The following is a 24075-nucleotide window of genomic DNA, read 5'->3' as shown; positions in this document are numbered from 1 at the left end:
GGAGACGCCGAACCATGCCGACGCCCGGCGCGAACGAACCGTTATCGCGTCAGTTTGCGGAATTTGGGGCGATGCGGCGTTTCAGCCTCCTTGCCCAGACGCTTTTTGCGATCCTCTTCATATTCCGTGAAATTGCCTTCAAAAAAAGCTACGCTGGAGTCGCCTTCAAAGGCCATGATGTGGGTAGCCACACGATCCAGAAACCAGCGGTCATGGCTGATGACCAGCACACAGCCGGCGAAGTTGTCCAGCGCGTCCTCCAGGGCGCGCATGGTGTTCACGTCAATATCGTTGGTGGGTTCGTCCAGCAGCAAAACATTGGCCCCGGACTTGAGCATGCGGGCCAAATGCAGGCGGTTGCGCTCCCCTCCGGAGAGCACGTCCACCTTTTTCTGCTGATCCGCGCCGTGGAAGTTGAAACGCGTGCAGTAAGCGCGCGCGTTGACCTCGCGCCCGCCGAGCCTGATGGTTTCCTGCCCGTCGCTGATCAGCTCATAAACGCTTTTGCCAGGCGTAAGCGACTCGCGCCCCTGGTCCACATAAGCGAAGCGCACGGTTTCACCCACGCTCAGGCTGCCGGAATCAGGCTTCTCCTGCCCCACCAGCATTTTGAACAATGTGGTTTTGCCCGCGCCATTGGGGCCGATAATGCCCACAATGGCGCCCGCCGGAATCAGGGCATCGGCCGAATCCATCAACAGGCGGTCGCCCATGCTCTTGCTTACGCCCTTGAGCTCAATGACGCTCTTGCCCAGACGCGGCCCCGGCGGGATGTAAATTTCCAGATCCGGAGCGCGTTTTTCGCTCTCGTGCGAAAGCATGGCCTCATAGGCGTTGATCCTGGCCTTGCCCTTGGCATGACGGCCCTTGGGCGACATGCGAATCCACTCCAGCTCGCGGGCCAGCGTTTTCTGGCGCTCGGCCTCGGCCTTCTCCTCGCCGGCCAGACGCTTCTGCTTCTGCTCCAGCCAGGAAGAATAGTTGCCCTTCCAGGGGATGCCCCGACCACGATCCAGCTCCAGAATCCAGCCGGCCACATTGTCCAGAAAGTACCGGTCATGGGTCACGGCAATGACCGTGCCGGGAAAGCCGCCCAGGTAACTCTCCAGCCAGGCCACGGACTCGGCGTCCAGATGGTTGGTGGGTTCGTCCAGCAGCAGAATGTCTGGGTTCTGGAGCAGCAGACGGCAGAGGGCCACGCGGCGGCGTTCGCCGCCGGAAATCTTGTCCACCGGCATGTCGCCCGGCGGGCAGCGCAAGGCGTCCATAGCCATTTCCAGGCGCGAATCCAAATCCCAGACGCCCTTGGCGTCCATAAGCTCCTGCACCTCAGCCTGCCTGGCAATGAGGGCGTCCATCTCTTCCGGCTCCAGAGGTTCGGCAAATCTGGCGTTGATTTCCTCAAACTCTTTGGCAATGGCCGTAAGTTCGCTGACGCCCTCCTCCACCACCTCACGCACCGTGCGCGTTTCATGGGCCAGGGGCTCCTGCTCCAGATAGCCGATAGTATAGCCGGGGGCCAGCACGGTCTTGCCGTCAAACGCCCGATCCACGCCGGCCAGAATTTTCAGCAGGCTGGATTTGCCCGCGCCGTTGAGGCCCAGCACGCCGATCTTGGCCCCATAAAAATAGGAAAGGGAAATGTCTTTCAGCACTTCCTTCTGGCCGTGGCGCTTGGACACACGGATCATGGAATAAATAATCTTGTCCGGTTCGTTGCTCATAGGCTCCTCAAAGTCTGGGACCCCGGCGCGCGGGGAGAAATTCTCCCGCGCATGACCGCTCGGCCCGCATATAAAAGAGAGCATAGCCGGGACCAGAGCGTTTTTCAAGTTCGCCGGTTCAGCATGCGCCAGTCGCCGGAATGGATTCAGGTTCAGCCCGCATTAAAGCCGGCCCGCGCGCAAACGGACTTCCTGGGTTCACGGCCCTGCCCGCCCGCGCTTGCCATCATGCGCGCTCTCTGACAGTATGCGGGACGCGTTCCGCATATTCCTCCGCTTCCCTCAAACAGCCGGAGGGTTCTTTTGTCGCGTTTCGCACACTGGTTCAGCGCCGCCAGGCTCCTGAGGGGGTGATCATCGCCGGCCCGCCAGCCTGCGTTTCAGCCATTCCGGCCATTGCCGGCGCATCGCGCGGCGTCTGGCGGAACATCCGCAGAGCGCCGCGTATGACCACCATTACCAAGGAGCAGGCATGAACAGCCGCTTCCTCACCATTCTGGGCGGCGCCATGCTTGTGGCCGGCACGGCCATAGGCGCGGGCATGCTGGCCCTGCCCATGATTTCGGCGGGCATGTGGTTTTACTGGTCCGTGGTTTTGCTGTTGATCTCCTGGTTCTGCATGTTCCGCTCCAGCCAGGCCATTCTGGAGGTCAACCTGCACTTTAAGCCGGGCGACAGCTTTCACACCCTGACGCGCGAACTGCTGGGCCCTTTCTGGAGCACGCTCAACGGCCTGGCCGTGGCCTTTGTGCTCTATACCCTGGTCTACGCCTATGTCAGCGGCGGCGGCTCGGTGACGCAGCAAAGCCTCGCGCCCCTGCTGGGCTGCACGCCGCCCCGCCTGCTCTCCAGCCTGCTCTTCGCCCTGTTGCTCGCAGCCTGCGTCTGGTGGAGTTCCCGGATGGTGGATCGCCTTTCCGTGCTTTTGATGGGCGGCATGGCCCTGTCTTTTCTGCTCTCCATCAGCGGCATGATCAGCCATATCCGCCTGGATGTGCTGCTGGATGTCCAGGGCGGCGGCGGTCAGGCCATCTACATCTGGGGCGCGGTGTCCACCTATCTGACCTCTTTTTGCTTTCATGCTTCGGTTCCGAGCCTGATCAAGTATCTGGGCAAGGAGCCGCGCACCATCAACGCCTGCCTGCGCTACGGCACGCTCATCGCCCTGGCCTGCTATCTCTCCTGGATTGTGGCGGCGGACGGCAATATTTCGCGTGAACAATTCAGGGAGGTCATCGCCAGCGGCGGCAATGTGGGGCATATGGTGGCCGCCGCTGGCAACAGCCTGAGCGGCATCGTCATGCGCCTGCTGGAAGCCTTTTCCCTGCTGGCCGTGGCCACATCCTTTCTGGGAGCGGGCCTGGGGCTTTTTGACTACATGGCTGATCTGTGCAATTTTGACGACAGCCGCCTGGGACGCGCCAAAACCCTGCTGATCACCTTTGCGCCGCCCATGTTCTGCGGTCTGATCTGGCCGGACGGTTTTCTGCCCGCCATCGGCTGGGCCGGGCTGGCGGCCTCCATCTGGTCCGTCATCGTGCCCGCTCTGTTGCTGCGGGCCGGGCGAAGGCGCTTCGCCGCGCGCGGCTATGCCGCGCCGGGCGGCGCGCTGCTCATCCCCATGCTGCTCTTGTACGGCTCTCTCGTGGCCGTCTGCCATACGCTCTTTGTATTCAAACTCTTGCCCATGTATCCCTAAAAAGGAGAACATCATGAAAAAGGAAGCCATCAGCACCAGCAAAGCGCCCGCCGCCGTGGGCCCGTACAGCCAAGCCATCCGGGCGACGGGGGATATGCTTTTTCTTTCCGGGCAGGTGCCTCTTGACCCGGCCACCGGCAAACTGGCGGAAGGCGGCATTGAGGAACAGACCGCGCAGTCCTGCAAAAATCTGGCCGCCGTGCTGGAGTCTCAAGGTCTCAGCCTGGATAATGTGGTCAAAACCACGGTGTTTATTACCGACATAAGCAATTTCCCCAAGGTCAACGAAGTCTACAGGCAATTTTTCAAGACGCCCTGCCCGGCCCGCTCCTGCGTGGAAATCAGCGGCCTGCCCCTGGGCGCGCAGGTGGAAATCGAAGCCATCGCCGTGGCCTGACGCCCGACGCGCGTTCGGCTTTTTCACTGGCGGAAGAGCGACGGCTTTTCCGCCAGTTTCGATTCAGGCTGTTCACGCCAATACAGGACAGAAGGCGTTTTACAGGCAATGGCCGTCTTTCAGAGCAGTTCGCGCATGAAACGCTCTGCGAAGCCGGGCGGGGCGAGGCCCCGCCGCCACATATGATCATTGTAAAAACGGCAAAAGGGCGGATAACGCCCTCATGTCCCCCCTTGCCATTTTTTTTGCTTTGCAAAATAGTGAGCCATAGCCGACGCCGCCTGAAAAAAGAAAAAGGTCACGGTTGATGAAAAAACAATGGTTATCAGAACCCGCGGGGCGTTTCGCCCTGAGCCTGCAAATGCGCCTGCTGCAGCAAAGCCTGGCCGCCTGGCCGCGCCGGGGCGCGAGACTTCTGGAAGTCAACTGCGGCGAGGGTCTGTTTCTGCCTCTGCTCTGGGAATGCGGTTTTGACGTGACTGGCACGGAACACGCGCCCGACCTGCGGGCGCGAGCGGTCATCAACGCCGCCGCCAGGGCTGAGGTGGAAGCCGCCGCTGACGATTGCCTGCCTTTTGAAGACAATGACTTTGACTGGGTGGTACTGCATGTTGCGGCTGCCGACGCGGACGCTCTCGCCGCCAGTGTGGGCGAGGCGTTGCGCGTGGCGGCCCGGGGTTTGGCCGTCACATTCTGGAATACAGCCTCCCTGCCCGGTATTTGCCGGCGTCTGAGCGGCCGAAAGACCGTCTGGCCCGCTCCGGGCCACAGTTGGTGGCGCGTCTGGCGGCTGATCAAGGCTTTCAGAACAGGCCGCCTGACCAGCCTGAGCACCCTTGCCGGCCCCATGTGCACATGGAACAGGCAATGTGTCGCCGCGCCCTGCAATACCTGGCTGCGCGGCTTGCCCCTGGGAGCATGGAGCGTTATTCGTCTGGATATGGCCCCGCTCAGACCGGTGACGCCCCTGCCTCTGCGCCTGGGGCGGGGGCGCTTGCGCCGTCCCGAACCGGCGCTGGAATACACGCAGAAACATCTTGTTCCACCTCTCAGCAAACAGCGGAAAAACGCATGAAGTTTCCCAGCCTCGCCCCCCTGTTCGCCTTCATACGCGCGCATGTCATGGCGATCGTCGTTATTTTTCTGACCGTGGCGCTGCTGTTGTTGGCCGTTTTTGGCATAAAGTACTATCAATATCGCAAAAGCGGCGGTTACGCCCTGACCCGCCTGAGCACGGCCATTTCGCAATCCAACCGGGAAGAGCTGGCCCGACGCGTGGATTTTAACACGCTCACCGGCACTCTGGCCAAATCCACGGCCGAAATGTTTCCCTTTTTCAAACAGGGCCCGGATCAAATCCGCGATCTGAAGAACCTGTTCCAGATGAACCTGCTCAAGGCGTTCACTGAACAAAAGACGGCGGAACGGGGAAAGGCCGCCCAAAAGGAAGAAGACCCCGAAAAGATGTTGCAGAGCGAGCTGCGCCTGCTGCCGCCCGATTTTCTGGCCCAGCTCGCCTCGACGCTCAGGGCGCGCCGCGCTGACGATGATTCCATCCTGTTGTCCTTTTCCATCAAACACCCCCAGCTGAATGAAACCTTTCCCCTGATCCTGCGCATGGATGACGGCCCGGACGGTTGGGTTATCCACGATCTGCTCAACGCCGGCGAAGTGACCAAACAGTTTCGGGAGGCCCTGCTCACGCGCCTGACCGCCCAGCACGACGCGCTGATTCGCAAAAACGCCGCCACCAACAAGCGCATGGACGGCATTCTGGCCCTGCAGTCCTGCACAGCCAGCGCAGGCATGCTTTCGGACGGTAAGACCCTGGTGCTGGTGGCGCATGTGCTGGCCCGCAACATCGGCAATGTTTCCGTGAATAATCTGAATCTGGACGCCGCGTTCAGCGGCCCGGACGGCGCGACGCTGCTGCGCCGTTTTCTCAACACGGCCAGCCCCATCGCGCCGGGCGAGGATTTCGAGCAGCGCTGGAACATCGAACTGGACGGACAAAGCCCGCAGGCGCAGCGCATTCTGGAGGCGGGTTCGCTCACCTGTTCCGCCAGATGGCAGACTCTGGGCCTGAGCAGCGCCGAAGTGCTGCATCTTGTCGATGTTCCCGACATCATGAAAAACTGCGACAAGCCGGGGCATGACCATCCCCTGAATTTCTGCCTCTCGCCCATATTTCAGAAATAATCCCGGCTGCCGGCTGAAAAAAGAATGAGGAAGCTCTTTCAGCGGAGCAAAAAAATATGGCTTTCCTCTCCAGGGCATCTGTGCCATAGTGAAGCGGTTCAATTACAAAAGTTCCGCCGACACAAAGCCGGCGGCATTCATGCAAGGAGCCTCATATGCAGGGCCGTAGCCGTTCCATCCATCTTTCTGTGCATATTCACAAAGATCCCGCCGCCATGGCCGAACGTGCCGCCCACATCCTGGCGGCGGCCTGCGAGGAAGCCGTGGCTGAACGCGGCGTGTTCAAGATCGCCCTTTCCGGGGGACAGACCCCCATCCCCCTTTTCAGACTGCTGGCGGCCAGCGACTGGGCGGACAGGCTGCCCTGGGATAAAACGACCTTTTTCTGGGTGGATGAACGCTGTGTGGGGCCGGAACACCCGGAGAGCAACTACGGCCTGGCCCGGCGCGAACTGCTGAGCCATGTGCCGGCCATGCACTTTTTCCGCATGCGCGGCGAGGCCGACCCGGTGGAAGCCGCCGCCAAGTATGAGCAGCAGATTCGCAATGATTTCAATCTCGGCCCGCAGGAACTGCCGCGCTTCGACTTCATGTTGCTGGGCATGGGAGAAGACGGGCACACCGGCTCCATTTTCCCCAACTCTCCCGCCCTGGCCGAAAAAAAGCGTCTGGTCATTGACCAGTATGTGCCCGAACGCAAGGCCGACCGTCTGACCCTGACCCTGCCGGTCATCAATAACGCCCGCTGCTGCATGTTTCTGGTCACAGGCGCGGAAAAACACGATGTGCTTTCCCGCGCGCTCAACCTCCTGGCCGAGCCAGCCCTGCCCGCTCAGATGGTCAGGCCGAGCATCGGCGATCTGATCTGGGTTGTGGACGAAGCCGCCGCCACAGGCCAATAAGCGCCTTCACTCAGGGGCGCGCTTCCTTTTCGCCCATTGCGCCGCCGGTTTTCAGACCGGCGGCGTTCATTTTTTCCAGTTCACGCAGAATGCGCGCCTTGCAGATCAGCTCCGGGCGGTACTCGAAATGCATGAGATCATACTCGTGCCACTTGCCGCCCCAGATGAAGCCCTGCGCTTCAAAAGCCGCCACAATGGCCGAAGGATAGCTTTGCTGCATGGGGTGGGGCCGCAGAGAGCTCCAGCGCCAGTAGGGCGCGCGCCGGGCGCTCAGATCCAGGGCCACGCCATAGGCATGGGGGCTCAGACGCCGCTCCCCGGCCACGCGACGCCACAAAAAACCGCCGTCAGACTTGAGCAGGTCGCGCAGCCCCGGTTCAGCGCGCACGGCTTCAGCCAGCAATGTTTCCACTTTTTGCAGGGCCAGCGCCGCCGCTTGCGCCATGCGGACAGGCTGCCCCAGCAGCAGCGCCGTGCGCAGGCCCCTGCCCACTTCGCCCGCATCCACGCCATACAGGGCGGACAGCAAGGTGTGGGAACGCCGCCGCCCAGGCGCGACGCCCGCCGGCGTGGGGGGACGCTCCGGCTCCAGCGGGTAAAGGTCGGCCATGCTGCTCCGCACATCCACATCCCAGGGGTCTGCCTGAAGCCCCGCCCGCTCGCGGCTGTACAGCACCCGACGACCGTCGGACAGCACAAGCCACTGCGCGCCGTCCTCATCACGCTCCAGAGCGCTTACGGCGGGATAGGACAGACGCAGACAGTAGAGATTGAGCGCGTCCTCCGCCGGGGCATCCGACGCGGGCGGCAAAGCGCGGGCCATGCCTGGCGCGCAGCACAGCAGACAACATAAAAGCAGACAGCAACGCATATGCCAGCCTGACCCGACCAGCCCGCGCTTGTCAAGGCGAACGCTTTTGCGTACATCAGCGGCCATGCCTGTCTGGAAATTCTTTATCGCGACCTTTGGCTGCAAGGTCAATCAGTACGAAAGCCAAGCCCTGCGCGAAGCCTGGCAAAAACTGGGCGGCGTGGAATGCGACGCCCCCGGCGAAGCCGATGTGCTCTGCGTCAACAGCTGCGCCATTACCGCCAAGGGAGAACGCGACGCGCGCAACGCTGTTTTTCGCCTGCGGCGGGAGGCCCCCGCCGCCCGCCTGATTCTCACCGGTTGCGCGGCCCGCCTGTTCGCTGATTTTCGTCCCCGGCCCGGCGCAATCTGGGCCGAACCTGATCTTCTGGTGCCGCAGGAGGAGAAAAGCCGCCTGCTGCGCGGCCCGTGGCCTGAAAAAAACGACTCCGCCTTTCCGGCGGATGCGGCCTTTCCGCCCTTTCAGATCCGCTCCTTCCGGCGCGCCCGGCCTGTGCTCAAGGTGCAGGACGGCTGCGCCCACCGCTGCACCTACTGCATTGTGCCGCTTACGCGCGGCAAGCCTCGCAGCCGCGCCCCACAAGAAATTCTGGAAGAAGCCCGTCGCCTGCTGCGCGCCGGCCATGCGGAGCTGATGCTTTCCGGCGTCAATCTGCGCCAGTATGGCCGCGACATTCCCGGCCACGGCGACTTCTGGAGCCTGCTGCACTTTCTGGACAAAAACCTGGCCCCGGAATTTGCGGGCCGGGCGCGATTGCGGATCAGCTCTCTGGAACCTTCGCAACTGGTCGGGCGCGGGCTGGCAACCCTGAAGGGCTGCCGTCTGCTCTGCCCGCATCTGCACATCTCGCTTCAGCACGCCAGCCCGGCGGTGCTCAGGCGCATGGGGCGCGGCCACTATACGGCGGCCATGCTGGAAGAAGCCGTGGCATCTCTGGCGGCCCACTGGCCGCGCATGGGCCTGGGCGCGGACATTCTGGTGGGCTTTCCGGGCGAAACGGACGAAGACCTGCGCCTCTTGCTGGAGCTGATTGAACGCCTGCCCTTGAGCTATGCGCATGTCTTCCCCTATTCGCGGCGACCGGGCACGGCGGCGGACGGCTTTGGCGGTCATCTGCCTCAGGCCGTCAAGCTCAGACGCGCCGCCCTGACGCGCGAGGCCGTGGCGCGTCGCCAGCAGCGATTTTTCCGGGAACAGCTTGACCTGCCGGACATGCTGGTGGTCGCCGATGTCTTGAAGCATATGCCGCCGGGAACGGAAAACGAAAATGCGAAGACCGGGCACGGCTCCGGTCTATGGCGCAAGGGCGTCAACGAATTTTATGCTCCCTGCCTGTTTCGCGCCCCGGCGACGGACGCGGCCTGCCAGGACGATGCGCTGACAGGCTTGCTGCCCGCGCGGCCCGTGCGCGTCACGAAAGAAGGCCTGCTGGTGGAGCTGAAAACGGGTGGAGCATGAAAAAGGGGGTCAAAACCCCTACAGACTATTGACAAAGCCCGCTTTGCGGTATTTGCGCCGCCCTGGCCGCTTGAGCGGATTGAAAGACACGAAAACCAGTCGCTTGCGGCGCGGCGAAGCCGCGACCCGCTCCTGATTTCCGGGGCCGCTGACCTTTGTCAGCAGCCCCGGGGGCCAAGGCTCCTTTGACAGAAAAGCTCTGCGCCCTTGCCTTGGCGGCGTCTGTTCCTATATATGCAGGCAAGGCCCGCTGCCAGAACCGGCGGGCTAAAATTTCCGCTGCCGGAGGCCGCTATGCCCATGTACGACTTTCTCTGCACAGCGTGCGGAGAGAAATTTGAAGAACTGGTCCTGACCGGAGACGCCGCGTCACCGGCCTGCCCCCACTGCGGTTCCACCGCCACGGAACGCCAGATGAGCGTCCCAAGCCCCCTGAAAACCGGCGCTTTTCCCTTCAAGCCCGGCCCGGTGCGCCCTATGGGCACGGGCATGCCCTCCTGCGGCGGCTCCAGCGGCGGCTGCGGCGGAGGCGGTTTTTCCTGAGGAGCTTAGGCGCAATCCGTCGGATTGCCATGCGGCAGGGCCGCCGTCGTCAAGGCGGCCGTTCTTGCATTCCCCCGTCCCTTGCTCTACACTTGCCGGATACAGTACGCAGCAGGAGAAGCTATGCTCCGCAGTATGACCGGTTTTGGACGCTGTCTGGTGGAAAACGCCAGCATCACCCAGCAATGGGAAGTTAAAAGCGTCAATGGGCGTCATCTTGATCTCAAATGGCGTCTGCCAGTGGCCGCGCGCAGTCTGGAACAACGGCTGGAAAAGGTGGTGCGGCGTTTTGCCGCCCGCGGCCGGGTGGACATCAGTCTGGTGTTGCACTATGCGTCCGACGCCGCGCCCAGTCCACGCTTTGACAGTCTGCAGGCCGCGGCCATGCTGGAAAAACTGCACAGCCTGGCCGCCTCGCGCGGCGAGGAGTTCAAGCCCGACTACAATGCCCTGCTGCACATTCCCTCCCTGTGGGGCGACACCGGTGAAGAGCCGGATGAAGACCTTGTCGCCCTGCTGGAAGACGGCCTGGCCCTGGCCCTGGAAGACTGGAACGAAGCCCGCGCCGCCGAGGGCCGCGCCCTGGCCACGGACATGCACTCCCGTATTCTGCGCATGGAGGAATGGACGGGCCTCATCGCTGAACGCGCCCCGGCCATCAGGGAGGAACGCGCCAACCTGCTGCGGGAGCGCCTGGGAGAGGCGCTGGCCCAGAGCGGGCAGGAGCTGGAGGAAACCCGCCTGCTTCAGGAGGTGGTCATTCTGGCCGACCGGCTGGACGTCAGCGAAGAGCTGACCCGCCTGCACACCCATCTGGAGCGTCTGCGCAATCTGCTGCAAAGCGGCGGCGACGCCGGACGACGCCTTGATTTCACCCTGCAGGAATGCTTCCGCGAAATTAACACCTGCGGCAACAAGCTGCCCGATGTGCAGCTTTCCCGCCTGGTGGTGGACTTCAAGAACGAACTGGAAAAATGCCGCGAACAGGTTCAAAATCTGGAATGAACCCATGCCCGGCGACAAACTTATCAATATAGGTTTTGGCAATTATGTGCTGGCCGGACGGGTGGTGGGCATCGTCAACCCCTCCTCTTCGCCCATGAGGCGTCTGCGCGAGGACGCGCGGGCCGAGGGGCGGCTCATTGACGCCACTCAGGGGCGCAAAACGCGCTCCATTCTGGTGACGGATTCCAACCATGTGCTTCTCTCCTCCATCCAGCCTGAAACCATTCGCCAACGCTTTACGCAAGAGGAGGGGGAATGACGCGGCGCGAAGGCATAGCCCTGGTTTTGAGCGCGCCGTCCGGCGCGGGCAAAACCACCCTGATCAAACGGCTTCTGGCGGAATTTCCGCATTTCGGCTATTCCGTGTCATGCACCACGCGCCAACCGCGCCAGGGCGAAGAACACGGCAAAGACTATTTTTTTCTGAGCCGGGAAGAATTTGAACGCCTTCGCGCGGAGCGGGCTTTTGCGGAATGGGCCGAAGTGCACGGCAATTTTTACGGCACGCCGCTGGCGCCGGTCAAAGAAATGCTGCGGCAGGGCCAGGACGCGCTCTTTGATATTGACGTGCAGGGCGCGGCCCAGCTCAAGCTGACACTTGAGGGGGCGCTCTTTGTCTTCATACTGCCGCCAAGCATGCGCGAACTGGAGCGCCGTCTGCGCGGACGCGGCCTGGATGACGAAAGCACCATCCAGCGTCGCCTGACCAACGCCCGCCAGGAAATGCTTGAAGCCCGCTGGTACGACGCCCTGGTGGTCAACGACAATCTGGAAGCGGCCTATGACGCCCTGCGGGCCGTATACCTGGCGGCCACACTGGCGCCGGGCCGCAACCCGCGGCTGGTTGAAGAACTGCTCGCCCGCTGAAGCGGCGCAACCGCCTTCACGGCAAGGAACACCCATGGCCCAGCTTATCGTCGCTCTGGATATGCCCCGCAAAGACGCGGCCCTGGCCCTGGCCCGGAATCTGCAAGGTCTGGCGCCATGGTGCAAAGTGGGCATGGAACTGTTCACCCTGGCTGGCCCTGGCCTGCTGGAATCGCTCAAAATCATGGGCTTCAAGGTTTTTCTTGATCTGAAATTTTACGATATTCCGCATACCGTGGGCCGCGCCGTTCATGCCGCGGCCGCCGTGGGCGTGGATTTGCTGACCCTGCATTGCCAGGGCGGCGAGCGCATGTGCCGCGAAGCCCGCGCCGCCGTGGACAGCCTGACGGCGGACAGCCCCGCGCGGCCGCTGCTCTTCGGCGTCACGGCGCTGACCAGCTTCGCGCCAGGCGAAATGCCCGGCATCGCCGCCGCCCCGGCGGATTTTGCTCTTGATCTGGCTGCCGGCGCTCTCGTCTGGGGTCTGGACGGCGTGGTCTGCTCGGGTCAGGAAGCGGCGCGCATCAAGGCGGCCTCGCCCGGCCTGCTCTGCCTCTGCCCCGGCATCCGCCCGACCGGAACCGCCGCCGGCGATCAGCGCCGGATTATGACCCCGGCCAAGGCCGTGGCCGCCGGAGCTGATTTTTTGGTGGTTGGCAGGCCCATTCTGGAAGCGCCCTCCCCGGTTGAGGCCGCGCGGCGCATTCTGGCCGAAATAAAGGCCGCCGAAGAATAGAAGGAACCGTCATGCCTGAAGAAAAAAAAACTGCCGCGCCCGCCGGGCCCGCCGCCGACGGCGGCAAAACCGAGGTGCGCGGGGTATTTTCCACCCAGGAAATCCGCAAAGTCGGCACCGGCACCACGACCCGCAAAACCGTGCAGAAAACTTTCTGGTTCATTGAGCAGCGCGGCAATGTCATCGAATGCCAGCCGCTCAACACCAACTATGTGCCCAGCGGCCCCAAGCGCAAGATCACCATGGACGAGCTGATCGCCAAATTCGCGCCGGAACCGGAGTTTTACCTCAATTCCGTCTATCCCAAAATGCGGGAATTGCGGCAGGCTGTGGACAATGGAGACGAGCACCGCGAAAAGGGCGAAAACTTCGCCGCCGAGTATGAATATAACCGCGCCCTCAAGGTGGATGAAGAAAACGTGCGGGCCAACTTCGGCATTGGCCTGACCTATATGGAACGGGGCGATGTGGAGAAAGCCCGGGACATTTTCGAGCGTCTGGTCAAGCTTGACGGCGCATTCGAGTCCGAGCACAAGCATCTTTTCAATGAATTCGGCATCAACCTGCGCAAGAACAAAATGCTGCAGCAGGCTGTGGAATACTACAGACGCGCCCTGGAACTCACGCAGAATGACGAAAACCTGCACATGAACATGGCCCGCGCGCTTCTGGAAACCAAAGACATTAACGGCTGCATAGATCACCTGCTCCAGGCCCTTGCCATTGCCCCCACGCACGAGTCTTCGCTGAAATTTCTCTCCTGGATGCTCCAGCGAAATCTCGTCCCCGAAGACCGCCAGCAAAGCGTGCGGGAGGCGTTGCGCGCTTCGGCGCAGCCGGGCCCGGCAAAATGAAGAACTGGCGCTTCCGCGAAGGCCCCGCCGGCTCGCCGCCCCCCACCTGGGCCGAGCGGCTTTCCATCTCCCCGCTTCTGCTGGAAATTCTCTGGCGGCGGGGGTTCACCGATGTCGCGGCGATGGAGCATTTCCTTTCCGCGCGGCTGAGCGCGCTCAGCCCCCCCGCCCGCTGGCCGCGCATTCCAGAGGCGGCAGAACTGCTGGCCGGCGAACTGCTGGCCGGCAAAAAGCTGGCGGTCTGGGGAGACTATGATGTGGACGGCATCACGGCCTCCACCCTGGTGCTGGATGTGCTGGAAGCGCATGGCATCCAGGCCGGCCACCACCTGCCGGATCGCCGCAGTGAAGGGTATGGCCTGAACATTCCCCAGGTCGAGGCATTGGCCGCGCGAGGCTACGACATACTGCTGACCGTGGATTGCGGCATTTCCGATGTGGAGCCTGTGCGCCGCGCGCGTGAACTGGGCATGACCGTGGTCATTTCCGACCACCACCTGCCCCCGCCGGAGCTTCCCCCCGCTCAGGCCATCTGCAATCCCCGTATGGACGACGCCGGGCAATCGCCCTGCCCGCATCTGGCGGGCGTCGGCGTGGCCTTTTACCTTATGGCCGCCGTCAACGCGGCGCTGGCCCCGCACACGGGCAAACGCTACAGGATGGACGAGGCCCTGGATATGGTGGCGCTGGGCACTCTGGCCGACGTCATGCGCCTGACCGGCGAAAACCGCATTCTGGCGCGCGGCGGTCTGGCCGTGCTGGCCAGAGCCGCGCGGCCGGGCATGGCTGCCCTCAAGGCGGTCAGCGGCTTTGACGCGGCGGCTTCCCTCAGCGGCGGGCAGGTGGTCTTCCGCCTGGCCCCGCGCATCAACGCCGCCGGACGCATGGGCGCGGCGGAACTGGCCCTGCGATTGCTGCGCGAAAAGGACTACGCGCATGCCGCGCGTCTGGCCGCGCAACTGGACGCTCTGAACACCGAACGCCGCGCCGAGGAGGAACGCATTCACGCCGCGGCTCGCGCCCAGGCCGCGCGCCAGCTTGAGCGCGAGGCCCGCGCGGCTCTGGTGCTCTATGGCCCAGGCTGGAACCCCGGCATTGTGGGCATTGTGGCTTCCCGCATTGTGGATGAATTTTACCGTCCCACCATCATCCTTTGCGACGATCAGGGCGGCCTCAAGGGCTCGGGGCGGTCGGTGCGTGAATTTGACCTGCATTCCGGCCTGGCGGCCACAGCTTCCTGTCTGCTGGGTTTTGGCGGACACCGCCTGGCCGCGGGGGTACGCCTGGAGCGGCAGCGCCTGGAAGAATTTCGCGAACGCTTCAATGCCGTGGTTGCCGAGAGCCTTGGCCCGGAACCGCTGTGCCCCAGCCTGACTCTGGAATGCGAGCTGGACTTCGCCCAGGCGGGCGAACAGAACTTTTTGAAAGAGCTGGAACTCATGCAGCCCTTCGGGCCGGGCAATGCCGAACCGGTTTTCGCCTCGCCGCCCCTGTTGGTCAAGGAGCGCTCTTTTCTGGGGCACAGCCGTGAGCATGCGCTGCTGCGCGTGCAGGATCAGAAAAGCGGCGTCACCCTGTCGGCCAAGGCCTGGCGCATGGCCGAACTGCTGCCGCCCTCCCTGCAGGGCCGAACCATCCGGCTGGCCTACACCCCCCGCATTGACACCTACAACGGCATCGCCTCGGTGGATATAGGCGTCAAGGACTGGCGGCCCGCATAAGGGGCTGTTCAGCTTCGCAACGGCGGCGGCCAAAGCCGCCGCCGTTGAAAACAGCCTATCCCGCTCAGGCCAGCAACTCCCTCAGCAGCGGCCCCACTTCACTGGGGCGCGCGGCGACGCTGGCCCCGGCCTTGCGCAGGGCGGCAGTTTTGCCCTGTACCGTGCCATGTCCATGGCTGGCGATAGCCCCGGCATGCCCCATACGCTTGCCCTCGGGCGCGGTGCGACCGCCCATGAAAACCACCAGAGGCTTGGTGAATACCCTGGCCTCCACAGCCTCGGCCACTTCCTCTTCCATACTGCCGCCCAGCTCCCCGATAATCACCAGGGCATGAGTGTCCGGGTCTTCCTGATACAGGGGCAGAAGCTCGGCAAAGCGGGTTCCCGGAACAGGGTCGCCGCCCACGCCCACCAGGGTGGTGACGCCGAAGCCGCCCTTGATGATCTCGGCGGTCACTTCATTGGTCAGCGAACCGCTACGGGTCATAACGCCCACATGCCCTTTTTTGTAAACGCTGTCGATCCAGTAGGGAATAATCCCCAGCAGGGCTTCGCCCACGGAAATGATGCCCGTGGTATTGCCGCCCACCACCATAGCCCCGCAGGAGAGGGCGGCCTTGCGAATCTGCACGCTTTCATGCAGGGGAATGCCGTCGGCCGTGGCGCATATTTTACGAATGCCCGCGTCCAGGGCTTCAAAAATGGCGTCCTTGGCAAAACGCGGCGGGACAAAAAGCATGGCCACATCGGCGGGATGCTCGCGCATGCCGCGGCGCACGCTGTGGTATACCGGCGCCCCGGACACCTCCTGCCCTTCCTTGCCCGGCGTGACGCCAAAGACCACCTGCGTGCCCATTTCCTTCATGTGCTTTGTCCAAAACGAGCCTTCCTTGCCCGTCACGCCCTGAACCACCACACGGCTGTTTTTATCGACAAAAACGCTCATTACGCCCTCCCTGCCGCCAGTTCCACGGCTTTACGCACGGCTTCCTCAGTATCGGACAGATTGACAAGCCCGGCCTGTTTCAAGGTTTCAAACGCCTCGGCCTCGTTGGTGCCCCGGATACGCAACACCACGGGCGTCTTGGGCTTAAGCTTTTTGATGGCCTCCACCACGCCTTCAGCCATGACGTCGGCTCGCGCGATGGTGCCGAAAGTGACCACCAGGATCACCTTGCTGGGCGTTTCCAGGCAAAGTTCCATAGCGCGCACGGCCCGCGTGTAGTTGGCTCCGCCGAAGTCCACATATGTGGCCACGCTGCCGCCCGCGTCGTGGATAAGGTCAAAAACCGTGGTCGTCAGGCCGGAACCCGCGCACATCAGCGCAATATCCCCGTTAAAGCGCAGATAGGGAATCCCCTCCTGCGCGGCTTCAAATTCCACATCCGAATCGAAATAGTCGCGGCTTAGCGGATAGCGAGGCTGCCGGGGCAGGGAGTTGTCATCAATGATCAACTTGCCGTCGCCGGCCGCGGCCCGTCCGTCGCTGGTGATGAACAGGGGGTTAATTTCGGCCAGTTGGGCGTCCCGGCTGCGAAAGACCTGGTACAGGCCGCGAATCGCCGCTCCCGCCTGTTTGCCCGTCTCGCCGGAAAGCCCCATCCCATAAACCAGATTGTTCACATGATAACCGCCAAGCCCCTCAGCCATATCCACGTTGACGCGCACGATCTTTTCCGGCTGTGTGGCGGCCAGGCTTTCAATATCCACGCCGCCTTCAGCGCAGCCCATGAGCAGCGCGACGCCCCTAACCGGATCCACCGTGATCGCCAGATAAATTTCACGGGCGATGTCCACGGCCTCTTCCACCAGCAACATGCGCACATTGTGTTCCGATGCGAACAGTTCTTCGGCTTCCTTCCGACCGGTCGCCGCGTCTCTGACCAGCCGGATCAGACCGGCCTTGCCGCGTCCGCCGCGCAAAACCTGGGATTTGAGCACGCAAGGAAAGCCCGTTTGCGCAAAAGCCGCGTCCAGTTCTTCCAAAGAGCGAATCAGCACCCCCTTGGGCGTTGTTATGCCGCATTCCCGGAAGGCCTCTTTGGCCTGATATTCAAAAAGATTCATGACAGCTCCTTTTTCATGAAATCCGGCTCGCCGGTTTTCGGATTATTTGCCGTATTTTTTCCAGAACTCGCCCCACATTTCCTCGTCGGTGAAACCCCAGGGCGAAACCGGCTCATTGACCCAGGTCACATTGATGAACTGCCGCCAATGGACGTTTTCCGTCGTGATGTTGCCGCCCCAGGTTCCACAGCCCAGCGTGGCCGTGGACGGCATGCGGTTGAAGGGGTGGCCGCCGTTGCCCGCGCTCATGGGCTGGCGCACGGTCACCCGTGAAGTTTTCATGTGCGTGCCGAGGTAGTGGATGTAATCCCGCCGCCAGGTATGAATGCCGCAGGAATGGCCGCGCCCGACCCCGCTGGTCAGTTCGACAAGAATGCGGTAGGCGTCCTGAAAGTCGCTCGCCTTGTAGAGAGTGAGCACCGGCGATATTTTTTCATCGTGGAACTTATCGTCGGCAATAGGTTCCCTCCCCTCCACCAGCAGAATGTCCGCGCCGTCGGGGATGGCGATGCCCGCGCCATCGGCAATGACCCTGGCGGACTTGGCGATAATGTCAGGATTAAGGGCCAACTTGCCCTTGGCATTGACCTTCCACATATGATTCTGAAGTTTTTCCCGATCCGCGCCGTTTACAAGATGACAGCCGCGGGACAGCATTTCTTCCATAAAGGCGCCGTAAATATCCGCCACGGCGATGACCGCGTTTTCAGACGAGCAGGATGTGGCGTAGTCGAAGAGCTTGCTTGCGCAAATCATTTCAGCGGCTTCAACAAGGTCAGCGTCCTCGGCCACAATGGTCACCGCGTTGCCCTGTCCCACGCCGTAGGCCGGCGTACCGCTGGAATAGGCCGCGCGTACCACGGCCCCGCTGCCCGTAGCCACCACCAGATCCGAAACGCGCATCAGTTCCGCGACGCCGTCCCGGCTGGGATCCTCCAGAATCTGAATCAGGTCTTCAGGCGCGCCCACTTTTTTGAGACCCTGGCGCATCATCCTCACAGCTTCCGCGGTGCACTTGAGCGCCCGGGAACTGGCCTTGAAGATGACGGCGTTGCGCCCCTTGAGAATGCCTACGGCTTTACCGCCACAAGTGGCCGTGGGGTTGGTGGCGGGCAAAATGGCGCAGATCACGCCCACGGGCTTGGCGTATTTCGAGATGCCGCTCTCTTCGTCCCGCTCCATAAGGCCCACGCTCACCGCGCCCCTCACGTCATGCATAACGCCGCCGACCTTGCGCTTGTGCTTGAGAATTTTGCTTTCCACATTGCCGTAACCGGTTTCTTCCACCGCCATCTGGGCCAGTTTGGCGATGTTTTCATCACGGTACACTTCCCAGCCGACGGCCAGGCAGACCTCGTCTATCTGTTCCTGCGCATACTCGGATATGGCCTCTTGCGCCTTGCGGGCCAGTTCCATCTGCTCTGCCACAGTTTTCATGCTATCCGCTCCTCTCACGGTTGGAGTTCAAAAAAGCGTCTCTGCCGCGTTGACGGCAGAGACGCGCTACGGCATTACTTTTTGCTAAACTCTTGAAGAAGTTCCTGAAGCTTGACCTGCTTTTCCCTGAACATTGCCTGCACCCTGGAACGGTCAAGAATCAGCATGGGAGAGTAGCTGTCCTTCATGCGCTTGAGGATGTCCGCATCATTGAACATCCTGACGGAAATATCGGCGGCCCTGTTCACAATTGCCTGGTCCACGCCCTTGGGCATGGCATAACCGCGAAAATTGACGCTTGTGTCGTCCACGGCGGCGTATCCCAGTTCCTGAAAGGTCGGCACACGGGGCAGAAATTCATGCCGCTTCACATCCGCGATGGCCAGTATGGAAACACGATCCTGAGCGCGTCCGGCATCGGACAAATTGTTGAAACCCGCCATCACCTTGCCGCCCATCACGCTCTGCAGGGCGTCGGTGCCGCCCTTTTCGGGGATATAGGCGCACTTGATTCCGGCATCCTTCTGCAGTTGCAGGGTGGCGATATGGTGCCCCACATAAAGGCCCGCCCCATTGATGGTCAGCTTGCCGGGGTTTTGCCTGGCGAACTTGACCAGGTCGTCAACAGACTTGAGGGGGCTGTCCTTGGCGACCACCAGCACGGCCGGATCCGCGCCCCAGTTGGCCAGCGGCTCAAAGGCGTCGATGCTGTACTTGGTCTTGTAGATGATGGACTGCGCTATGAAGTGCGGCATATTGTAGGCGGTGATGGTCAGGCCGTCACGGCTGCCGCGCTCCATCAACCAGTTCCAGCCGGTCTGGCCGCCCGCGCCGGGCTTGTTCAGCACAACAAAGGGCTGGCCGAAGTATTCCTTCTTCTGAGCCGCCATGCAGGAAATGCGGGCCTGCAAATCCGTGGCGCCGCCAGGCGTATAGCACACGACAAGGCTCACCGGGGCGGAGGGGTATCCCTCCGCCGCCTGGTCGGCATGAGCCGCGACGCCGGAAAACACGATGGAACACAAACAAAGAAGGGAAAGAAGATTTTTTCTCATCTCAACTACTCCTCGAATAAAATCCGGTTAAACAACTGAACCATCTGTGCATCAGGGCCAAATCTCTCCAAGGGGTATAAGCACACCCAAACCCCAGGAAAACAAAAGCCACAGCCCGCCCACAAACAAGGCGCAGCCCAGCGCGCGCAGGGCCGCGATGCGCCCGTTCAGAGGCGTCGGATTGGCCAGAAGCGAACCCGCCCAAAGATAGAGGAAGGAAGCCGCGTAAAAGCCCAGCGGCAGCAATACGGCAATATAGCCCAGCGTAAGCGCGAACAGCTTGAACACCAGGGGGAAGGGATAGCCCTTCAGGGCCTCCAGCAGGTTGCCCCCCTTCCGTCTGTACAGGGCGAGGATGTATTGCAGAACATTGACGCCGGCCATAAAGCAGATCAGCAACCGGGGCAGAAGACCCGCTTCTTCTGACATATCCGACACATTGAGCGCGAACAGAGCCGTCAGAAGGGTCATGCAGATCGCAGCCATAAATTCCCGTTGTAAAAAGATCATGTGAGCCTCCTACGCCCCGGCCGCGCGTTTGCGGGCGTACTTTATTTCGCCGACAATGCCCCAGACAAAGCTGAGCGCGCTCAGGACAATGAGGATCAGGTTGAGCTCTCCGGTGCAGAAGTAAGAGAGCAGGCCCACATCCGTTTCAGCGATCATTCTGCCCCGCAAAAAATTCTCCTCGGCGATGGGGCCGAGGATTATGCCCAGCACCAGAGGCGCGCTGGGGAAGCCCAGCTTGTCCAGCCCAAACATGGCCATACCCAGCACAAACATGATGAGCACATCGGTAAAGTTGTTGGACACGCAGTACGAGCCGAAAACGCACAGAATGACCACAGCCCCGAACATGATGTGATTGGGTACGTTGGCCACGTACCGCGAATAGCGGGAAGCCAGAATGCCAAGGGCAAACATGGCGAACTGCGCCAGCAAGAGCCCTCCAAGAAAGGTGTAAGTGACGCCCGCGTGCTTGGTGAACAGATCAGGCCCCGGGAAAAGGCCATGGATGAGCAGACCGCCCAACAGCACCGCCGCCGTGGGCGAACCGGGAATGCCCAATGTCAGCATGGGAATCAGGGCGGGCCCCACAGTGGCGTTGTTGGCTGATTCCGAGGCGCAAAGCCCCTCTGGATTGCCCTTCCCGAAACGCTCAGGGTGCTTGCTCAGCTTTTTTACCTGGTCATAGGCCATAAGGCCCGCAATCTGGCCGCCCGCTCCGGGGATGATGCCGATGACAGTGCCCAGCACGCTGCCAAAGGTCAGGGTGCGCCATACCCCGCCAAGACTCTTTAGAACACGCCACAACATGCCCTTTTTGGCCTTCACGTCCAGCTTGGTCAGTTTCACATGGGCGTCGCGCATGAGGTCAATAACCTGGGGCACGGCGAAAAAGCCGATAAGCGCGGGCACCAGGGCAATGCCGCTGGAGAGATCTTCATGAAAAATAAAGCGCGGTTCGCCGGAAATCTGGCTATAGCCGATGGTTGAAATGAGCATGCCCAGCGCGCCGCCAAACAGGCCCTTGAGCATGCCGCCGGACGACAGCCCGGTGATGACCGTGATGCCGAAAATTGCCGTCCAGAAAAGTTCGGACGGGCCGAAGCGCATGGCAAATCGGGCCAGCGGCGGCGCGAAGCAAAGCAGCACCAGCACGCCGAATACGCCGCCCGCCACATGGGCGCAAAAACTGGTGTACAGAGCTTCCTCGGCACGACCCTGCTTGGCCATGACCGGCCCTTCCATCAGGGTTGCGATGGAGGCCGGCGCGCCGGGAATACTCAGCAGAATGGCTGAAATGCTGCCGCCGGCAACGGAACTGGTGTACACCGCCCCCAGCATGATCAGCGAAGTGGTGGGCGGCATGTAGAACGTAAATGGCACCATGAGAGCCACGGCCATGGTCGGCGAAAGACCGGGCATGGCGCCGAAGAACAATCCGCCGATGGAACTGGCAATCAACACCAGCAGATTCAACCAGGAAAATACGTCGGATAGATAGTGAAAAAATTCCATTAGAGCATCCCCTCTTCCCCTTGGAGCGCCTGGCTCTTACCGGCCACGCGCTTTTTTCGCATTTCATGTTTGGCGTTGTTCAAGGCATTTCTCCCGCCTGTTTCTGTTCATTATCTCCTCTCTTTTGAATGTGACCGCGGGCAAGCGCGCTTCTGGCGGTGAACATTGCTCGCTGAAACTTGTGCATAAAATTACAAATAGCATACCAAGGAAAACCCGCATCCTCTTTTTTATAACTTGATAATTTATATAAATAAAAAAGAACCCCCACATTTGCCTGTGGAGGTTCCCGCAAAAAAATTGTCCTGTTTTCTGGACAACAGACGTCTTGTGTCTCGTCAAATTGACATTTTATGATCGTTCGCGTTTTTTATCACGAGCCTTTGACGTGAACATTTCGTCATCAAAAACTTTCAGCATACGCAGTTTTTTAATTTTCTCATACAAAGCGGCCCTGGAAATTCCCAATATGGCCGCCGCCTTGACCTTGTTGCCGCCGGTTTCGCGCAGAATTTTTTCTATAGCCAGCCCTTCCGCATCCATACGGACTGTCTGCAAGGAACCGACCGTCATGTCCTGATGCCGCCCGGCCCGGCTGTACTCCAGCGGCAGATCGTGCACGTCAATCCGCCCCCCGCTGCACAGGCTGAGGGCATATCCCACGGCATTGCGCAGTTCGCGGATATTGCCGGGCCAGGAATATTCCTGAAGCGTTTTCATGGCCTCTTCCGTGCAGACGGTCTCTCCCGCGCCCATGTGATCAAGAAAAAAACGCACCAGCAGGGGAATGTCCTCCCGGCGTTCACGAAGGGAGGGCAGACACAGCTTCATGGAGTTGATGCGATACCACAGATCCTCGCGAAAGGTTCCCGCCGCGATCATGGCCCGTAAATCGCGATTGGTGGCGGCCACCAGACGAAAATCCACATCTCGCGGCTGCGCTGACCCCAGGCGGAAAAGACGCTTCTCTTCAAGCACGCGCAGCAGCTTGGCCTGCGCCGACAGGGGCAGGTCGCCCACCTCGTCGAGAAAAAGCGTTCCCTGATGGGCCATCTCGATTTTGCCGATGCTCCCTTCCTTGCGCGCGCCCGAAAAAGCGCCCGGCGCGTAGCCAAAAACCTCGGATTCAAAAAGCTCTTTGGGAATGGCCGCGCAGTTGATGCAGACAAACGGGCCGTCAGCCCGTGAACTGGCGCTGTGAATGGCGCTCGCCGCCAGTTCCTTGCCCGTGCCCGTGTCGCCGAGAATAAGCACCGCCGCGTCCGTATGGGCGTAACGCAGCAAAAGGGCTTTGAAAGTCCTGATGCTCTCGCTTTCTCCCACAATGGATTCAATGCTGTACGGCGCTGAAAGCGCGCTTTTGATCCGCCGTTGACAGGAGTTGACCTTTTTATCCAGACAGCCCACATGCTCCAGCAGTTCTCTGACCTGATCCGCCATATCAAAAAGGGTCATGCTCAGAGCGCCGATCAGTTCGCCGTCCTTGTCAAAAAGGGGAACCCTGTTGACAATCAGCGTGGAGCCGCCGTTGGGAAAACGCCGTATCTGACGCAACTCAGCCTTGCCTGAACGCAGCACCGCCGGAATGCCCGAATCGGGAATAAGCTCAGTAATATGGCGACCGACGGCTTCCTCCGGACGCAAACGGAGGTAATTGGCATAAGCGGCGTTGATGAACTGCACAATGCCTTCCCTGTCGCAAATGAAAGCGCCGGTGGGAAGGTTGCGCATGGCCGCCGCGATGAGCGCGTCATGTGATTCCTTGCTTTGCATGGCATATGTTATGCAAATATCCGGCCACAATGACCGGCCATTTGCATAAAAAAGTTACGGCATGCTGTACCCGCGCACACGGTTGAACACATTGCCGTCGCGGGCAAGCCCCTGCGCGGCCGCCTTGTTGTACCAGATGGCGGCTTCCGCCGGGTCTTCCCCCACGCCGATGCCGTATTCATAGCAGGCGCCCACAAAGCGTTCGGCCTGGGCATAGCCCTGATCCGCCGCCAGTTTGGCCCAGCGAAAACTCTCTTTCTGGTCCTTGGCGGTCTGGTGCAGCCCCTGGCTGTAATACAGGGCCAGGTTGAACTGGGCCTCGGCGTAGCCGGCCTTGGCGGCGCGCGTCATCAGGGCCGCCGCCGCTTCGGGGTTTCTGGGCGTCCCGGCGCCCACCTCATAACAATAGGCCAGCAGCACCAGGGCCTCGCTGTCGTTCTGCTCGGCGGCCAGCTGATACCACTGGGCGGCCACGGCCATATCCTGCGCCACGCCAAGGCCGTTTTCATAACAACGGCCCAGCAGTACCTGGGCGCGGGAGTTGCCGTCTCCGGCCAAAGGCCGGATCAGTCGCAGGGTCTTCCTGTAATCGCCGATATTATAGGCAATCCAGGCATCCCGCATGATTTTGTCCGCCGCGGCCATGGCAATGTCGGAGGCCGCCCGGGTCATGTCCGCCCCATTGCCGCCGCAAGCCATGACAACGCCCAGCAGAACAGCCAGACAATATTTTTTCATGCTTTT

Annotated in this window: 24 protein-coding genes; 13 read left to right on the top strand and 11 right to left on the bottom strand. The window is 61.4% G+C overall.

Annotation, left to right across the window (positions count from 1 at the left end):
• Positions 1 to 41 precede the first annotated feature (41 nt).
• On the bottom strand, positions 42 to 1724 hold the full coding sequence (ettA, locus tag ACQRA4_RS08400) for an energy-dependent translational throttle protein EttA (RefSeq protein WP_427822627.1): 1683 nt from the start codon (positions 1722 to 1724) through the stop codon (positions 42 to 44).
• 472 nt (positions 1725 to 2196) lie between these two features.
• Here ettA and ACQRA4_RS08395 point away from each other — a divergent pair, with 472 nt between their 5' ends.
• The 5 genes from ACQRA4_RS08395 (at position 2197) to pgl (ending at position 6921) form a co-directional block, all read left to right on the top strand.
• Positions 2197 to 3423 carry an aromatic amino acid transporter gene (locus ACQRA4_RS08395; RefSeq protein WP_427822626.1) on the top strand — a complete coding sequence of 409 codons (1227 nt, stop codon included), beginning with the start codon at positions 2197 to 2199 and terminating at the stop codon, positions 3421 to 3423.
• 13 nt (positions 3424 to 3436) lie between these two features.
• Positions 3437 to 3820 (top strand): RidA family protein, encoded by a 384-nt coding sequence (locus ACQRA4_RS08390; RefSeq protein ID WP_427822625.1) that lies wholly within the window; start codon positions 3437 to 3439, stop codon positions 3818 to 3820.
• 307 nt (positions 3821 to 4127) lie between these two features.
• Positions 4128 to 4895, top strand: a complete 768-nt coding sequence (locus ACQRA4_RS08385) for a class I SAM-dependent methyltransferase (RefSeq protein ID WP_427822624.1) — start codon at positions 4128 to 4130, stop codon at positions 4893 to 4895.
• Positions 4892 to 6019 carry a translation initiation factor IF-2 gene (locus ACQRA4_RS08380; RefSeq protein WP_427822623.1) on the top strand — a complete coding sequence of 376 codons (1128 nt, stop codon included), beginning with the start codon at positions 4892 to 4894 and terminating at the stop codon, positions 6017 to 6019. The genes ACQRA4_RS08385 and ACQRA4_RS08380 overlap by 4 nt, the downstream gene beginning before the upstream one ends.
• 155 nt (positions 6020 to 6174) lie before the next feature.
• Positions 6175 to 6921, top strand: coding sequence for a 6-phosphogluconolactonase (gene pgl / locus ACQRA4_RS08375; RefSeq protein ID WP_427822622.1), 747 nt, complete (start codon positions 6175 to 6177; stop codon positions 6919 to 6921).
• Between the two features lie 10 nt (positions 6922 to 6931).
• Here pgl and ACQRA4_RS08370 read toward each other — a convergent pair whose 3' ends face one another.
• Positions 6932 to 7792 (bottom strand): M15 family metallopeptidase, encoded by an 861-nt coding sequence (locus ACQRA4_RS08370; RefSeq protein ID WP_427822621.1) that lies wholly within the window; start codon positions 7790 to 7792, stop codon positions 6932 to 6934.
• 64 nt (positions 7793 to 7856) lie between these two features.
• Here ACQRA4_RS08370 and ACQRA4_RS08365 point away from each other — a divergent pair, with 64 nt between their 5' ends.
• The 8 genes from ACQRA4_RS08365 (at position 7857) to recJ (ending at position 14977) form a co-directional block, all read left to right on the top strand.
• On the top strand, positions 7857 to 9251 hold the full coding sequence (locus tag ACQRA4_RS08365; protein WP_427822620.1) for a MiaB/RimO family radical SAM methylthiotransferase: 1395 nt from the start codon (positions 7857 to 7859) through the stop codon (positions 9249 to 9251).
• Between the two features lie 294 nt (positions 9252 to 9545).
• A complete protein-coding gene (locus ACQRA4_RS08360) occupies positions 9546 to 9794 on the top strand; it encodes an FmdB family zinc ribbon protein (protein ID WP_427822619.1) in 249 nt (82 codons plus the stop codon).
• A gap of 123 nt (positions 9795 to 9917) precedes the next feature.
• Positions 9918 to 10799, top strand: a complete 882-nt coding sequence (locus ACQRA4_RS08355) for a YicC/YloC family endoribonuclease (protein ID WP_427822618.1) — start codon at positions 9918 to 9920, stop codon at positions 10797 to 10799.
• A 4-nt stretch (positions 10800 to 10803) separates the two neighbouring features.
• A complete protein-coding gene (locus ACQRA4_RS08350; RefSeq protein WP_427822617.1) occupies positions 10804 to 11058 on the top strand; it encodes a DUF370 domain-containing protein in 255 nt (84 codons plus the stop codon).
• Positions 11055 to 11666 carry a guanylate kinase gene (gmk, locus tag ACQRA4_RS08345; RefSeq protein ID WP_427822616.1) on the top strand — a complete coding sequence of 204 codons (612 nt, stop codon included), beginning with the start codon at positions 11055 to 11057 and terminating at the stop codon, positions 11664 to 11666. Before ACQRA4_RS08350 ends, gmk begins: the two co-directional genes overlap by 4 nt.
• Positions 11667 to 11700: 34 nt before the next feature.
• Entirely contained in the window at positions 11701 to 12402 is a 702-nt protein-coding gene (gene pyrF, locus ACQRA4_RS08340; RefSeq protein WP_427822615.1) for an orotidine-5'-phosphate decarboxylase, read from the top strand.
• Positions 12403 to 12413: 11 nt separating this feature from the next.
• Positions 12414 to 13256, top strand: a complete 843-nt coding sequence (locus ACQRA4_RS08335) for a tetratricopeptide repeat protein (protein WP_427822614.1) — start codon at positions 12414 to 12416, stop codon at positions 13254 to 13256.
• Entirely contained in the window at positions 13253 to 14977 is a 1725-nt protein-coding gene (gene recJ / locus ACQRA4_RS08330) for a single-stranded-DNA-specific exonuclease RecJ (protein ID WP_427822613.1), read from the top strand. The genes ACQRA4_RS08335 and recJ overlap by 4 nt, the downstream gene beginning before the upstream one ends.
• Before the next feature lie 64 nt (positions 14978 to 15041).
• Here the strand turns inward: recJ and ACQRA4_RS08325 are convergent, their stop codons facing one another.
• The 9 genes from ACQRA4_RS08325 to ACQRA4_RS08285 all read right to left on the bottom strand — a co-directional run bounded on the left by ACQRA4_RS08325 (position 15042) and on the right by ACQRA4_RS08285 (position 24069).
• Positions 15042 to 15923 carry a succinate--CoA ligase subunit alpha gene (locus ACQRA4_RS08325; protein ID WP_427822612.1) on the bottom strand — a complete coding sequence of 294 codons (882 nt, stop codon included), beginning with the start codon at positions 15921 to 15923 and terminating at the stop codon, positions 15042 to 15044.
• Entirely contained in the window at positions 15923 to 17044 is a 1122-nt protein-coding gene (locus ACQRA4_RS08320) for an ATP-grasp domain-containing protein (RefSeq protein ID WP_427822611.1), read from the bottom strand. The genes ACQRA4_RS08325 and ACQRA4_RS08320 overlap by 1 nt, the downstream gene beginning before the upstream one ends.
• Positions 17045 to 17086: 42 nt before the next feature.
• A complete protein-coding gene (locus tag ACQRA4_RS08315) occupies positions 17087 to 18481 on the bottom strand; it encodes an aldehyde dehydrogenase family protein (RefSeq protein ID WP_427822610.1) in 1395 nt (464 codons plus the stop codon).
• Between the two features lie 74 nt (positions 18482 to 18555).
• Positions 18556 to 19536, bottom strand: a complete 981-nt coding sequence (locus ACQRA4_RS08310) for a tripartite tricarboxylate transporter substrate binding protein (protein WP_427822609.1) — start codon at positions 19534 to 19536, stop codon at positions 18556 to 18558.
• Between the two features lie 51 nt (positions 19537 to 19587).
• Positions 19588 to 20046, bottom strand: coding sequence for a tripartite tricarboxylate transporter TctB family protein (locus ACQRA4_RS08305; RefSeq protein ID WP_427822608.1), 459 nt, complete (start codon positions 20044 to 20046; stop codon positions 19588 to 19590).
• A gap of 9 nt (positions 20047 to 20055) precedes the next feature.
• A complete protein-coding gene (locus ACQRA4_RS08300; protein WP_427822607.1) occupies positions 20056 to 21558 on the bottom strand; it encodes a tripartite tricarboxylate transporter permease in 1503 nt (500 codons plus the stop codon).
• Positions 21559 to 21637: 79 nt separating this feature from the next.
• Positions 21638 to 21853 carry a hypothetical protein gene (locus ACQRA4_RS08295; protein WP_427822606.1) on the bottom strand — a complete coding sequence of 72 codons (216 nt, stop codon included), beginning with the start codon at positions 21851 to 21853 and terminating at the stop codon, positions 21638 to 21640.
• A 56-nt stretch (positions 21854 to 21909) separates the two neighbouring features.
• Positions 21910 to 23331 (bottom strand): sigma-54 interaction domain-containing protein, encoded by a 1422-nt coding sequence (locus ACQRA4_RS08290; protein WP_427822605.1) that lies wholly within the window; start codon positions 23329 to 23331, stop codon positions 21910 to 21912.
• 54 nt (positions 23332 to 23385) lie between these two features.
• Positions 23386 to 24069, bottom strand: a complete 684-nt coding sequence (locus tag ACQRA4_RS08285; RefSeq protein WP_427822604.1) for a tetratricopeptide repeat protein — start codon at positions 24067 to 24069, stop codon at positions 23386 to 23388.
• Positions 24070 to 24075: the final 6 nt, after the last annotated feature.

This window comes from Desulfovibrio sp. SGI.169, assembly GCF_050313595.1.
Taxonomy (GTDB): Bacteria; Desulfobacterota; Desulfovibrionia; order Desulfovibrionales; family Desulfovibrionaceae; genus Desulfovibrio.
Note: the sequence above shows the minus strand (reverse complement) of the source record. Positions and strands in the feature narration are given on the sequence as shown.

Coding starts and splice junctions, on each gene's coding strand:
- ettA (WP_427822627.1), bottom strand. CDS start 1,724: ATGAGCAACGAACCGGACAAGATTATTTATTCCATGATCCGTGTGTCC.
- ACQRA4_RS08395 (WP_427822626.1), top strand. CDS start 2,197: ATGAACAGCCGCTTCCTCACCATTCTGGGCGGCGCCATGCTTGTGGCC.
- ACQRA4_RS08390 (WP_427822625.1), top strand. CDS start 3,437: ATGAAAAAGGAAGCCATCAGCACCAGCAAAGCGCCCGCCGCCGTGGGC.
- ACQRA4_RS08385 (WP_427822624.1), top strand. CDS start 4,128: ATGAAAAAACAATGGTTATCAGAACCCGCGGGGCGTTTCGCCCTGAGC.
- ACQRA4_RS08380 (WP_427822623.1), top strand. CDS start 4,892: ATGAAGTTTCCCAGCCTCGCCCCCCTGTTCGCCTTCATACGCGCGCAT.
- pgl (WP_427822622.1), top strand. CDS start 6,175: ATGCAGGGCCGTAGCCGTTCCATCCATCTTTCTGTGCATATTCACAAA.
- ACQRA4_RS08370 (WP_427822621.1), bottom strand. CDS start 7,792: ATGCGTTGCTGTCTGCTTTTATGTTGTCTGCTGTGCTGCGCGCCAGGC.
- ACQRA4_RS08365 (WP_427822620.1), top strand. CDS start 7,857: ATGCCTGTCTGGAAATTCTTTATCGCGACCTTTGGCTGCAAGGTCAAT.
- ACQRA4_RS08360 (WP_427822619.1), top strand. CDS start 9,546: ATGCCCATGTACGACTTTCTCTGCACAGCGTGCGGAGAGAAATTTGAA.
- ACQRA4_RS08355 (WP_427822618.1), top strand. CDS start 9,918: ATGCTCCGCAGTATGACCGGTTTTGGACGCTGTCTGGTGGAAAACGCC.
- ACQRA4_RS08350 (WP_427822617.1), top strand. CDS start 10,804: ATGCCCGGCGACAAACTTATCAATATAGGTTTTGGCAATTATGTGCTG.
- gmk (WP_427822616.1), top strand. CDS start 11,055: ATGACGCGGCGCGAAGGCATAGCCCTGGTTTTGAGCGCGCCGTCCGGC.
- pyrF (WP_427822615.1), top strand. CDS start 11,701: ATGGCCCAGCTTATCGTCGCTCTGGATATGCCCCGCAAAGACGCGGCC.
- ACQRA4_RS08335 (WP_427822614.1), top strand. CDS start 12,414: ATGCCTGAAGAAAAAAAAACTGCCGCGCCCGCCGGGCCCGCCGCCGAC.
- recJ (WP_427822613.1), top strand. CDS start 13,253: ATGAAGAACTGGCGCTTCCGCGAAGGCCCCGCCGGCTCGCCGCCCCCC.
- ACQRA4_RS08325 (WP_427822612.1), bottom strand. CDS start 15,923: ATGAGCGTTTTTGTCGATAAAAACAGCCGTGTGGTGGTTCAGGGCGTG.
- ACQRA4_RS08320 (WP_427822611.1), bottom strand. CDS start 17,044: ATGAATCTTTTTGAATATCAGGCCAAAGAGGCCTTCCGGGAATGCGGC.
- ACQRA4_RS08315 (WP_427822610.1), bottom strand. CDS start 18,481: ATGAAAACTGTGGCAGAGCAGATGGAACTGGCCCGCAAGGCGCAAGAG.
- ACQRA4_RS08310 (WP_427822609.1), bottom strand. CDS start 19,536: ATGAGAAAAAATCTTCTTTCCCTTCTTTGTTTGTGTTCCATCGTGTTT.
- ACQRA4_RS08305 (WP_427822608.1), bottom strand. CDS start 20,046: ATGATCTTTTTACAACGGGAATTTATGGCTGCGATCTGCATGACCCTT.
- ACQRA4_RS08300 (WP_427822607.1), bottom strand. CDS start 21,558: ATGGAATTTTTTCACTATCTATCCGACGTATTTTCCTGGTTGAATCTG.
- ACQRA4_RS08290 (WP_427822605.1), bottom strand. CDS start 23,331: ATGCAAAGCAAGGAATCACATGACGCGCTCATCGCGGCGGCCATGCGC.
- ACQRA4_RS08285 (WP_427822604.1), bottom strand. CDS start 24,069: ATGAAAAAATATTGTCTGGCTGTTCTGCTGGGCGTTGTCATGGCTTGC.